The following is an 11,545-nucleotide window of genomic DNA, read 5'->3' on the forward strand; positions in this document are numbered from 1 at the left end:
GATTGGGGTTTTCACGGATGAACGAATGAGTTTCAGGGAAGGTGACCGCAGCCAGGGACGGCTTCTCCTTCCATTATTCGGTTCGACCTTTCAGCAGCGCCAACAGGCTTGGCAGCAGCAACAGCGCACACACCAGGCTGATGCTGATGCCGAGTGTCAGCAGCAAGCCCATACTCGCAGTGCCCGCGTGGGCGGAAAACGCCAGGTTACCGATACTGCAGATGGTGGTCAGTGCGCTGATCAGCACCGCCTGCGATGTACTGCTGCGCAATAAAGCACCGTCTGCCGGTGCCGTCCGCTGCCGTTGCAGTAGGTGAATACTGTTGTCGATACCGATACCGAGCAGCAGCGGCAGGGCAATGATGTTGGCGAAGTTGAACGGTATCTCCAGCAGCACCGTGCCCGCCGCCGTCAACAGGGCCGCCAGTGCGATCGGCGCCAGTGCCAGCAGGGTGTCACGCAGACTGCGTAACAGCAGCAGCAACAGCAGGCCGATGACCGTGAAAGCCAGTATGAACGCCTCGGTAAAGGCATCGACCACCGAGTCGCCGGCTTCCAGCTGAATCACCGGTGCGCCGATCAGGTCATCGGTTTGCGCGCGCAATGCCGTAACGAAGTCGCGCATGGCCGCTTCCGAGTCGAGCGCCTCGCTCGGCTGGATATCGACCAGGTACCAGCCATCGGGGCTCAACCAGCGATCGCGCAGTACCGCCGGCAGGCTTGCCTTATCCACGTTCTCGGCGCCGAGCGCCTCGTTCAACTGCTGCAGCCGCCCGGGCAGGTTCTGCAATAACCGGTTTTCCAGCGTTGCCAGCCGCGCGGCGGCCTCATCGGGCTGTTGTTCGATCTGCCGGTCGAAGGCCAGCAGTTGCTGATGGAAATCCCGCAGTAACGGCTCGGATGTTTGCGGTGGCGCCGCCTCCAGATAGGCCAGCAGATCCGTGAGTGCCTGGCGACGTGCGGCCGCGCCGATGTCCGCCGTGTCTGTCGGGGTCATGAGCGTCGGCCCCAGCAGCAGGCTCAAATCATCGATAATAGCCAGCTTGTCGGCCTGGTTGGCGGGAATGAAGTCCCACAGGGTTCGTACGTCGCGGACCTCGGGCAGGGTCTCGAGCTCGCGTGCCCATTGTTTCGCCGCGCCGGCGTCACGGGTCAGCAGAATGCCGCTCAGCGGTGAAGCGTCGCTGTCGTCGATCAGGTCGCGATAGGTCTGTACCGATTCCTTGGAATCAGCCTGGAGGTTCAGGGTGTTGGCGTCGAAACGTACAGCCGGCAACAGGCTGGCAGCCACCACGGCCAGCAGCAGGGCGATCAGGCAGATACGCTGGCCGTGGCTTTGTGGCAGTCGCGCCAGGCGATCAAGCAGCGGCTGCGGTCGCTGCGGCCGGGGCCGTTCGCCGGCCGGGGCGAGGATGGCGAGCAGCGCTGGCAATAGAGTCAGCGTGACGAACAGGCTGATGAACATACCGGTGCCCGATATCCAGCCGAGCTCGGCAATGCCGCGGTAATCGGTGGGAATGAAGGCGTACAGGCCAATGGCTGTGGTCAGTGCGCAGATAAACAATGACTGGCCGACGCTGGTGCCGGTTCGGCGCAGGGCCGCGGGGATATCCATCTCGGCATGCAGTTCACGGAAACGTAGGCAGAAATGGATGGCGAAATCGACGCCCAGGCCGATATACAGAACGGCGAAGGCCACCGAGATCAGGTTCAGTTCGCCGACCGTCAGGGTCGCCATACCGGCGGTCAGCAGCAGACCGCATAACAGCGTCACTACCGCGGCGAAGACCATGCGCACCGAACGCAGGCCAACGATCAGGATCAGGGTGACCACGATCAGCGCGGCCAGGGCGGCAATACCGGCGCCCTCGCTGACGCTTTCCAGTTCCTCGTAGGCGAGCGTGGCATTGCCGGTCAGCCGGGCACGCGCGCCGTAACGTTCATCGAGTTCCGCATCCCGGATCATTGCGCGCAAAGACTGGATGGCTGCTTCGCCCGGCAGCAGACTGTTGTAGTCGATGTGCGGCTTGATGAACAGGTATTCGCGTGCCGTGCCGCCGCTGTCCGCGTCCCCGCTGATCAGGCGCTGCCACGACAGGTGGCGGCGCTCGCCGGCCAGGTCGGCCTCGATGACCGCAGTCATCTGGCGTAACAGCGGCTCGATCGCGACATCGTCACCATCACGACGCGCTTCAACGGCCTGCTGTACCAGGCCGAACAGGCCGCGCAGGCTCGGGTCGTCGGTCAGCTGGCCGAGAAACGGCTGAATGCGTGCCAGTCGATCCGCCAGCGCCTGCAGTTCGTCCCGGTCGAGGTACAGCAGTGAACCGGTGCGAAAGAATTCGAGTTCACCGGGCTGGTATATTTCCTCGTATTCGCCGCCGTCGGCATGCAATTGTTGACCGAGGTGGCGTGCGGCGTCGGTAGCCTGATCCGGCGTCGGTGCCTCGACGACAACCACGATGTTGTTGACGTACATCGGAAACGCGTCTTCGTAGGCCAGGTCGAGCTGGCGCCAGCCGAGATCGCGCGACAGCATGTCGCGGGTATCCGTGTTCACGGTCAGGTTATTGACTGTATAAGCGAGACTGAGGCCGCTGGCGACGATCATCAGCAGGACAATGATCAGGCGGTAATGCAGGGCATACTGCATCCAGCGCGTAAGGATGCGATCGGTCAGGCTATTGGAATCGGGCATGGCTTTGAGGCTGACTACCGAGGCGTGGTTATTAGTGTTGTCGAAATGTCGGACGTGATTATCGCAAACCCAGCGTGATATCGCAGGCACGTACGTTGGCAAGACTGCGCCGCGCCCGACTGAACGCGCGCCCGAGTTGCAACAGTTGTGGCAGCAGTTGCGGCTGGCGCAGTAGCAACGCGGTCAGTTGCCTGAGATCGGCCTGACCGTAATCGTTCAGCACGCTGGTCAGTGCCGCCGGAACGGTCATCGTGTAATTGTCGGCGACCGCGCGAATACATAAAAACGGTAACGCATGCTCTCTGGCAACGTCTGCTATGGCGGCGCTTTCCATGTCTGCAACAGCTGCGTCGGTTTGTTGTGCCAGTTCCTGTTTGCCAGTCGGGTCGGTCAGTAGTTTTTCGACACCGATCAATGCAGCGTCGTCAAAGGCAATACCGTGCGCTTGCAGGCATGTGGCCAGATGCGTATGCCATTCCGGATCAACCGGCAATTGCCGTGCACCAGCGTCAGTGAGTATCCGCCGTGGCAGAAACAGATCGCCGGGCCGGGTAGCGGCCCGCAGACCGGCGGCACAGCCCCAGCTCAACAGGTGATCAGCACCGGCCTCGATGAGTGTACAAGCCGCACGCGCAGCCGCCCTGGCGCCGATACCGCAGACCAGCAATGACTGCTGATCGGGCAGGGGCTGGATTTTGCCGGGACTGAACTGTCGGCACAGCAGCCGGCCTTCGGCCGGTAATGCCGCGATAATACCGAGATTGCTCACACGGCTGACTGTGGCAGTGGCAGCTCTGACTCGGGGAATGTCGCTGTCTCGTCACGGCCGAGCAGGGTGCGGTAACGCGCCAGCGCCCAGAACGGGAATATCTTCGCGTAACCGTGGTACTTGAGATAGAACACTCGCGGGAAGCCGGGTGCGGTGAAACTGTCGTCCGACCACAGGCCATCGTTCTGCTGGTGTTGTACCAGATACTCGATGCCGCGGCGGACACTGTCCGAACCGGCCTCGCCGGCGGCCATCAGGGCGAGCAGTGCCCAGCCGGTCTGGTAGGGGGTGCTCGGGTGCGGCGCGCCGATGCCGTCCGGATCGTGATAGGTGTCGTTGCCTTCGCCCCAGCCGCCGTCATCGTGCTGGATCGACTTGAGCCAGTCGACGGCACGACGGATATAGTTCTGTTGCATGTCCTCGCCGGCGACTTCCAGCGCGGTCAGCACCGACCAGGTGCCGTAGATGTAATTGGTGCCCCAGCGGCCGAACCACGAGCCGTTGGCTTCCTGTTCGTTTTTTAGAAACTCGATGGCTCGCCGGCGTGCCGGGCGGTATTCCGGTTTATCCAGCAACGACAGCTGGATGACACAGCGGCCGGTGACATCGCTGGTTGGCGGGTCGAGCAGCGCGCCGTGGTCGGCAAATGGAATGTAGTTCAGGTAATGGCAGGTGTTGTCGGAATCGAACGCGCCGTAGCCGCCATTTCTCGATTGCATGCCGCAGATCCAGTCGCCGGCCCGTTCGATATTCTCGCGATAGCGATCGGCATCGAAGTAGTGCATTGCCCAGGCCACCGCGGGTGTGTCATCGAGGTCGGGGTAGTGATCGTTGCGGTACTGGAACGCCCAGCCGCCGCCGGCGAGATCGGGGTGATTGTCCTGCCAGTCGCCGGGCTCGTCGCTGAGCTGGCGCTCGGCCAGCCAGTCGAGTGACTGGCGGATGGCATCGCTGTTCGTGCAACCGCTTTCCGTCAATGCGAAAGCCGCCCAGGCGGTATCCCAGACCGGCGAGACGCACGGCTGGCAATAGGCATAGTCGGCCTCGTCATCGATGATCAGCAGGCGCCGGATTGCCTCGCGCTGTTCGACCCGGTAGGGATGGTCGGCCGGGTAGCCGAGCAGGGCCAGAGCCTCGTAGGCGTTGACCATGGCCGGGAAAATGGCGCCGAGGCCGTCGACACCGTTGAGACGTTCAATGAACCAGGCCTCCGACTTGCGCGTGGCGTGCTGGCGTATGAATCTCGGAATCAGCGGTTCGAACGTGCGGGCGACGATGTCCCAGATACGAAACACCTGGCCGAGCAGGGTATCCGGGCGGAAGTAGTGTTTCTCCTCTTCCGGCGGAATAGTGAACAGTTCGCGGATATCGACCCGGCGCGGATTGGCGGCACGCGGCTTGTAGCTGCACAGGATCGACAACGGGATCATGACCGTGCGCGACCAGTACGACACCTTGCTGATGTGAAACGGGAACCAGCGCGGCAGCAGCATCTGCTCGACCGGCACGAACGGTGTGCCGCGCCACGGGATCTGCTCGAACAGCGCCAGTGCGATACGCGTGAAGACATTGCAGCGCGCGGCGCCGCCGTGGGCAAGGATCGCCTCGCGGGCGCGCTGCATGTGCGGGGCGTCCGGGCTATCGCCGATGAGCTTCAGCGCGAAGTAGGCCTTGACCGAACAGCTGAGGTCGAAATCGCCACCGTGGAATAGCGGCCAGCCGTCGTGTTCAGCGGACTGGCGCGACCGAATGTAGTTGCCGAGCTTGCGCTCCAGCTCCGGTTCGAGTTCATCCATGAAGTGATTCATCATGATGTACTCGGCCGGGATCGTGCAGTCGGCCTCCAGCTCGTAACACCAATGGCCGTCGCTGTGCTGGTCGGCCAGCAGTCCGGCTTCGGCGTGATCGATGACGCGATCGAGCCGCACGCCCGGTGGGGTCTCTGCCGCGGTATCGGCATGCGCCAGACCGGCTTCCGCTTCAGTCAGTCGATATCGCGTTTCCATCAGCATTGGGTCAGAATCTCCGATTCCGGGTTACCTGATCTGTTACAAACGGGTTGTTCACAGCAGCCGCATTGGCCTGTCGGTCAGGCTACCGGCGTTCCGGCCAGCCAAATTCTTTCTATCTTCTCACGCCGAGGGACTGCGCGGCAATCGGCGGGCGGCCAGCTTAAAGAGTAAATTCAGCAACTTGTCGTTTTTGACCGTGAGATTGGTCACGGCAATCGTGGTCTTGACGCTGGTGCGCGAGATCTTTACCTCGCGGGCGTCAGCAAAACCCGGTCGCGCATGGATGTTGCGCAGGGTCAGGACGGCCATGCCGATGGCCCACAGGCAGAACCGGCGCAGGCCGGTTTCACCGGCCGGCAGCAGCAGGGTGTAGCGCATGGCGTTTTGCAGGTGACCGTGGGCGATGCCGACCAGTTCGCGCAGGCACTGCTCGAAGGCAGCGCCGCCTTCGCCCGGCCGGACCGCGCTCAGGGTGAGGCCGGCGGCGGCAAAACGGTCACGCGGCAGCCAGCAGGCGCCGCGGGCGCGATCATCCCAGACATCCTTGAGGATGTTGGTCATCTGCAGACCCTGGCCGAACGACACCGCCAGCGGCATGAGTTCATCGTAGTGCGCATCGATGGCTGGCGAATAATCGCAGAACAGCTCGGTGAGCATTTCGCCGACCACGCCGGCGACGTAGTAGCAATAGCGATCCATGTCCGCCTGATCGGCGAGGCCGTCCAGCGTTTCGGCTTCCTGGTAGTGCGCCATGCCGTCGGCCATGATGCGCACGCAACGTTCCAGCGCGCCGCGCTGGCGCTCGTTGAAACCATGGGTGATGCGAATGACGGCGGCCGTATTGGCGACCAGGTCGCGTTCCGCTGCCAGTGTCTGCGGCGCCAACCGCGGTGCCAGTTCGTCGGCGAATGCCGCCGCCGGTGTCCGCCCGGCGACGACGTCGATGAAGTGCTGGGCATAGTCGCACTTGGCGGTTGCCGGCAGATCCTTGTCGTCCTCAATAGTGTCGGCAATGCGGCACAGCAGATAGGCATTGCCGACGACCTCACGCAGATCGCCGGGCAGTTGCGGTATCGTCAGGGCGAAGGTGCGCGAAACATCCTGCAGGATGTCGTCCTGATAATGCCGATCGGCGACGCTGGCCGGGTGGCTGTCGGTATTGGCGTGTTCGCTGGCGATAACGGATGACATGGGCCGCGATTATCCCTGATAGGGCCTTGCAGTGACAGTCCTGTGACCGCGTCAGGCGGAGGCCTTGTGCTTCTTGCCCCAGCCGATGGACGAACGCCCCATGCGCGACAGCGTTTCCCAGACCGGGCCGGGAAAGCGGTGCAGGCCTTTCATGACCTGGGCGAACGCGCGGATGAATTCGTCGACGTCGGCGTCGGACAGCACCATCGGCGGTAGCAGCTTGACCACGTCGATGTGGTGGCCGGCGACCTGGGTGATCATACCGTGTTCCTGCAAAAGCGGCATGGTGATCGCCTGCGGGAACAGGCTCTTGTCCATGCGGTGGGCGATCTCCCAGCCGCTGCGCAGGGCGAACGACTCCGGCTTGGCGAATTCGATCGCCACCATCAGGCCGCGCCAGCGGACTTCCTTCATGAATTCGTATTGCGGCACCAGCGCCTGCAGCCCCTGGCCGATGCGATCGCCGAGATCGGCCGCGCGGGCGATGTAGTTGCCCTCGTCGAGCACGTGCAGGGTCGCCAGGCCGGCGACCATGGCCAGGCTGCCCTGGCCGAAGGTCGACGAGTGCACCACCGATTTTTCCAGCGACGGAAACACGCGATCGAAGATCCACTGGCGCGTCAGCACTGCGCCGACCGGCACGTAACCGCCGGACAGCGACTTTGACAGGATGACGATGTCCGGGTCGACGTCGCCGTCGTGTTCACAGGCCAGGAAGCGACCGGTACGGCCCATGCCCGACTGCACCTCGTCGGCGACGAACAGCGCGCCGTGCTTGCGGCATAGCGCTGCCGCCTCGCGCAGGTAACCCGGCGACGGGATGTTCACGCCCTTGCCCTGCACCGGCTCGATGATAAATGCGGCGACGTCGCCGGCGGCCAGCGCCTGTTCCAGCGCCGCGAGATCATTGAACGGTACCATGCGGCATTCCGGCAGCAGGGGCTCGAAAGTCTCGCGGAAGACCGTATCGCCGTTCAGCGACAGGGCGCCGTTGCTGAGGCCATGGAAGGCTTTTTTGGCATGCAGTATGGCCGGCTTGCCGGTGGCGGCGCGGGCATACTTGATCGCCGCCTCGACGCCCTCGGCACCGGAATTGGTGAAGAATACGTAATCGAGCTGATTCGGCATGCGCGCTTTCAGCTCTTTCGCCAGCAGCCCGGACAGCAGCGGCGCCTCCATCTGTACCAGCGACGGATAGTCTTCCTGCAGGAAATCGATCAGGGCCTGGCGAATGGTCGGGTTGTTGCGGCCGAGATTGAATACACCGTAGCCGGACAGCATGTCGATGTAGCGGCGGCCCTCGTGATCCCACAGGTAGGGGCCCTGGGCACGGGTATAGCAGCGGTCGAAGCCGATGGTGCGCAGCGTCTTGGCGAAGCGCGGATTGACGTGTTCGTCGTGCAACTCGTAGTTGCGGCCCTCGGCTTCACGGATCAGGCCAAGAATGTCGAATGACATAGTGTTATATCCCGGTATGGAGTCAGCCAGCTGGAAACCGCATTATTCTATCAGCGCCCGCGGCCGGCTTATAGCAGCCGCGTGCCGGAGTGGTTCCTGTACTCAGACCGGCGCGGGGCGGAAACTATCCGGCCGGGACAAAGCGTGTCTGGTACTTATTTGTACCCGCCGGTACGCGGATAAAAATAGGCGCCCGGGTGGGCGCCTGTTAAGGGAGTTGAGGATACAGTCGCTCGCCATCGGGAGTGATGAGACGACGGTGATAATTCCTGCAGTAATCGTGCCGAATTCTGGATTCATTAAGAATCAAGCAGTTATTTATAATTCTGCCGTTGATGGGCACCTTTATGCCTATTTAGGGTGCAAACGGGTTGCTTCTCTGGTGCAGAAACCTTTTTTATGGATAGTGCGTAAGCCCGTATACCTGCATGTGTACCGGGTCATACATGCCGCTGCTACTGACTGGCAACCGGATTTAGGACGGGTATTGACAAGCATATAGAGCCTTTGGCAGAGTAATACTGTCTAGCGACGGAGCCGCCCTGCTCAGCCCACGGCGAAAACGGGCACAAGAAAATGGCTGGTCGGTTAAAGACCGATTATCCCTCCCAATTGTTGCATGGCCGCTTCACGGCCAAGCCAACTCCTTTAATGATGATATAGCGCACCTTGGCTTACGGGCCAGATGTAGCGACCTGTGTATGTGCGTTCGGTGGAACATTGGCTGTGTCAATCGTTCCGCTCAGAGCCCGTATACACCAAACCAGATGCACACGCCGGATGGCAGTTCTTCGCTGCCATAAGACATGTGCACCCACCCAACCGTCCAGTGCGGCTGTATTGGCGTGCGTTCCGCGCGCCCAAATACGGCCCGCTGTGACACTCGAATTGCGCTCTACCGAGCGCGGTATCCCCGTACTCTTATGCCAGTTTTATTGCCCATCAGCCCACTCCCGGGTGGCGGCCGCCTATGGCCGGTCGTCGGGCCCAGAGTTCAGCCAGTACCGATCGCGACGGGCTGGGTAGGAGACGGTATGCCGTAGGTCTGCCAGGTCAGACCCGTTCATCAAATTGTGACGTTGCGATCATTTTATTTTCAAACAGAACAACGAGAGGGATTTACATGAAAACCAATCAGCTGTATCAATCAATGAAAGGGGAGGCAACCCGCAAACGCGTCGGCCGTGGCAGTAAAACCAGGACCGGCTATATTTTTGCCGCCAAGCATTTCACCAAAGTCATGCAGCTGCAAAATATTCAGTGCGGCCGGGCAGGAGAAGTGAAGAACAAGCATGTCAGGCCCTATGTGGATTATTGCCTGGAAAACGGTCTTGAGGTTTCGACCATTCGGACAACGCTCAGCCGTATCAGGGGGATGTGTGAGAATGTGACAATCACGAACAAGGAACTGGGTCTGGATGACGTCGATTACCTGGGCAAGCACGTGGCACCAAGCCATGATTTTATTGCCCGGTGCTACGACAATATCAAGGACGAGGGCGTAAAAGTCCTTTGTACAATCCAGTGGTATACGGGCGCACGCAACGAAGAGTTGCTTTTATGTGTTCAGTCCATTGATTCGTGGATCGTTACGTTGAGGTTGAGTGGTCTGATTTATATGCCTCATGGGACCAAAGGGGGGAAGCCCAGAAATATCATTATCCCGCATTGCTTCCACGAACCCCTGCTAAATGAACTGTGGCGCGCCAAGGAGATTATGCGGTTGCGAGGCGGTTATCTGCTCAGGGGGACGAATCTCGATCTTTCAATCAAGCGATATCAGGACAAAATGTATCGGGCCGGTTTCAAGGGCGTATTCTCACCACACTCTTTGCGCAGCCGTTTTGCCCAGGACCTGATGGCCGACTTCGAGCGGCAGGGTGTGCCGTATAAGGAAGCCATCGCCCTTGTTTCCACATCCCTTGGCCATGGTGACGGCGGCGACCGATGCCGCTGGGCCAGAAATAATTATCTGATTGGTTGGCAGGGCTATGGCAGGCATTTTCACCCCAAACACCATATCAAATTGCTGGAAAAGCATTATCAGCGGTACGGATTTATAGACGAGTGGGCTCCCAGGTAAGCCGGAACAGCTTTGTGGCCGATGTTAAACTAAAGTGGCCGGGTGTAATAGCAGGCAGTCACAGCGGCCCAATGACATGACAAGGCCCGACTGTTGGCAACATGCCGAACTCTGCATCGTATGTTTCCGGCTGATCGCATCTTGAACGGCGCCCATCCACTTTGTCTACGCCATCGGCGCCAAGGCGCCGATGGCGACATGCCGGACCAGGAAATTGTCGACCGGACTGAGCTGGCCGATGCACCCCATATCGGCTGGCTGTACACGCTGCTCGACTGGCACAACCGGTACGGGCCCCGACTTCGAGCAATACCGCAATGACCGGGTCCATGCCATCCAGGGTAACCGCAACCCCTTCATCGACGAGCCCGGCTGGGCGAACCTCAGCCATGCAAGTAATCATGGTTGAGCTCGACCGCGCTGCCCACTAGAATTAGTGGTCAGTTATCCGGGCCGCTCCAGCCGTAGCCCGTCACGTGGTCCAAGCGCCGCCCGGCGTAACAGGCTTTTTGTGCCCGTTACCGGTGGCCGTTCATTCACGTGACGACAGGAGTATGCCCATGAGTACCTACCATCCCCGTACCCGTCTGCAAATCTTTTTCGACGACGGCGATGCCCCCGAGCTGCTGTTCCACCTCGACAGCGAAACCCTGGTCGAACTCGCCGCCCACTTCGGCGTAACCGCGCCCCGCGCGGCCAAGCTGGCCGTGCGTTGCCTCCACGCGGTCTTGGTCGAGGCCGGCCACTACGACTCGCCGGCGCTGGCGGCCCATCTGCAGCGAACCAACGGGCCCGACCCCGAGATGGCCGCAACCATCGCGCGTGACTCGCTCGACACGGCCTACGACCGACCGGCCATCACCCTACGTTTCGCCGACGGCGCCGACGGCGACAGCCTGTTCCGGCTGCATAGCCGGATCCTGTTCGATCTGGCCCGCCAGCTGCGGGTGTCCCAGCCGATGGCGGTCAACGCCGCCATAGATGCCCTGCACCGGGCGCTGGTGCGCGACATCACCTATCTGAGTCCGGGTCTGCAGGAGCATATCTGCACCGAGGCCGAGCGTGTGGCCGCCGGTCCGACCCGTACAATCGACAGCCTGTACACCCGGTTAGGGCTTGAGGACCGCCAACCCTGGGAGGTGTGACATGAGCTGGCTTACCGCCTATTGGCTGACCATTGCTCTGATGTTCGGATCCGTGGCCGGCCTGTTCGGCTGGCTCCATTGGCTGAAACGTCAACCAGTTCGCCAGCGCCGTGATCATGATAGATAAAGCGGATATACGAACAAGTATAGTTTGGTCACGCCGAGTTTGACGTGGAATTTGCAAGGACC

Annotated in this window: 8 protein-coding genes; 3 read left to right on the forward strand and 5 right to left on the reverse strand. The window is 61.2% G+C overall.

The window, feature by feature from the left end; all coding sequences use genetic code 11:
* Positions 1-73: 73 nt before the first annotated feature.
* From J2T55_RS04620 to J2T55_RS04640, 5 genes are all read right to left on the reverse strand, one after another.
* On the reverse strand, positions 74-2,698 hold the full coding sequence (locus tag J2T55_RS04620; protein ID WP_259054535.1) for an MMPL family transporter: 2,625 nt from the start codon (positions 2,696-2,698) through the stop codon (positions 74-76).
* Positions 2,699-2,756: 58 nt separating this feature from the next.
* Positions 2,757-3,467: a phosphorylase family protein gene (locus J2T55_RS04625; RefSeq protein WP_259054537.1), complete on the reverse strand. Its 711-nt coding sequence runs from the start codon at positions 3,465-3,467 to the stop codon at positions 2,757-2,759.
* Positions 3,464-5,473 (reverse strand): squalene--hopene cyclase, encoded by a 2,010-nt coding sequence (gene shc / locus J2T55_RS04630; RefSeq protein WP_407660037.1) that lies wholly within the window; start codon positions 5,471-5,473, stop codon positions 3,464-3,466. The genes J2T55_RS04625 and shc overlap by 4 nt, the downstream gene beginning before the upstream one ends.
* 126 nt (positions 5,474-5,599) lie before the next feature.
* Positions 5,600-6,670 (reverse strand): phytoene/squalene synthase family protein, encoded by a 1,071-nt coding sequence (locus tag J2T55_RS04635; protein WP_259054539.1) that lies wholly within the window; start codon positions 6,668-6,670, stop codon positions 5,600-5,602.
* A 51-nt stretch (positions 6,671-6,721) separates the two neighbouring features.
* Positions 6,722-8,128, reverse strand: a complete 1,407-nt coding sequence (locus J2T55_RS04640; protein ID WP_259054540.1) for an aspartate aminotransferase family protein — start codon at positions 8,126-8,128, stop codon at positions 6,722-6,724.
* Positions 8,129-9,251: 1,123 nt separating this feature from the next.
* On the opposite strand from J2T55_RS04640, the gene J2T55_RS04645 reads away from it, so the two are divergent.
* The 3 genes from J2T55_RS04645 to J2T55_RS04655 all read left to right on the forward strand — a co-directional run bounded on the left by J2T55_RS04645 (position 9,252) and on the right by J2T55_RS04655 (position 11,483).
* Entirely contained in the window at positions 9,252-10,211 is a 960-nt protein-coding gene (locus tag J2T55_RS04645; RefSeq protein WP_259054541.1) for an integrase domain-containing protein, read from the forward strand.
* 560 nt (positions 10,212-10,771) lie between these two features.
* Entirely contained in the window at positions 10,772-11,356 is a 585-nt protein-coding gene (locus J2T55_RS04650; RefSeq protein WP_259054542.1) for a hypothetical protein, read from the forward strand.
* Position 11,357: 1 nt separating this feature from the next.
* Entirely contained in the window at positions 11,358-11,483 is a 126-nt protein-coding gene (locus J2T55_RS04655) for a hypothetical protein (protein ID WP_259054543.1), read from the forward strand.
* Positions 11,484-11,545 lie beyond the last annotated feature (62 nt).

The organism is Methylohalomonas lacus (assembly GCF_024808875.1).
In the GTDB taxonomy this organism is placed as follows: Bacteria; Pseudomonadota; Gammaproteobacteria; order Methylohalomonadales; family Methylohalomonadaceae; genus Methylohalomonas; species Methylohalomonas lacus.

Excerpts from the sequence above, each read along its gene's own strand:
- J2T55_RS04620 (WP_259054535.1), bottom strand. The coding sequence starts at position 2,698 with ATGCCCGATTCCAATAGCCTGACCGATCGCATCCTTACGCGCTGGATG.
- shc (WP_407660037.1), bottom strand. The coding sequence starts at position 5,473 with ATGGAAACGCGATATCGACTGACTGAAGCGGAAGCCGGTCTGGCGCAT.
- J2T55_RS04635 (WP_259054539.1), bottom strand. The coding sequence starts at position 6,670 with ATGTCATCCGTTATCGCCAGCGAACACGCCAATACCGACAGCCACCCG.
- J2T55_RS04640 (WP_259054540.1), bottom strand. The coding sequence starts at position 8,128 with ATGTCATTCGACATTCTTGGCCTGATCCGTGAAGCCGAGGGCCGCAAC.
- J2T55_RS04645 (WP_259054541.1), top strand. The coding sequence starts at position 9,252 with ATGAAAACCAATCAGCTGTATCAATCAATGAAAGGGGAGGCAACCCGC.
- J2T55_RS04650 (WP_259054542.1), top strand. The coding sequence starts at position 10,772 with ATGAGTACCTACCATCCCCGTACCCGTCTGCAAATCTTTTTCGACGAC.
- J2T55_RS04655 (WP_259054543.1), top strand. The coding sequence starts at position 11,358 with ATGAGCTGGCTTACCGCCTATTGGCTGACCATTGCTCTGATGTTCGGA.